Genomic DNA, 574 nt, shown 5'->3' with positions numbered 1-574 from the left:
AAGTTCCGGTCCGCCGACGAGGTCGCCGCGCACCGCGCGTCGATCGACGATCTGCTCAAGCAGGCCATCGCGCTCCGCCGCGCCGGCCACCAGATCGAGGTGGACGACGGCCCCCCGACCGTGCCCGACGAGCTCGCCGCTCAGCTCGCCGCCGATCCGGCCCTCGACCTCGCGTTCGCCGCCCTGACCCCCGGCCGCCAGCGCAGCCACATCCTGTACGTCGAGGGCGCCAAGCAGAGCGCCACGCGCCACCGCCGCGCCGAGCGCTGCGCCGAGAAGATCCTCGCCGGCAAGGGCTTCAACGAGCGCTGACCGGCGCGAAGCGCCCGGGGTCGTGCCATACAAACAAACTTTCTAGCCCACTTTTCCACATTTCTTCCGACGACGCCCCCGTGCCGAGCTCGGACGCCGCCCGCGCGTTGACGCGCTCACGTCATCTCTCCACGATGGGACGCCTTCGCACGAGCAACCGGAGCCCCGATGAGACGCCCCCTCCGCGCCGCGACCTTCGTGGCCGCCCTCGCCCTGATCGCCTGTGACGACGGCGGCGGTGACACGCCGGCGTCGGACGCGG

Annotated in this window: 1 protein-coding gene; it reads left to right on the top strand. The window is 72.1% G+C overall.

Annotated elements, in window-relative coordinates; genetic code table 11:
- A partial coding sequence (locus tag KDM41_18715; protein MCB1185457.1) for a YdeI/OmpD-associated family protein occupies positions 1-312 on the top strand: 312 nt, incomplete at its 5' end.
- Positions 313-574: the final 262 nt, after the last annotated feature.

It is taken from the genome of bacterium (assembly GCA_020440705.1).
GTDB lineage: Bacteria > Krumholzibacteriota > Krumholzibacteriia > LZORAL124-64-63 > LZORAL124-64-63 > JAGRNP01.
This window is presented reverse-complemented; position numbering and strand designations above follow the sequence as displayed.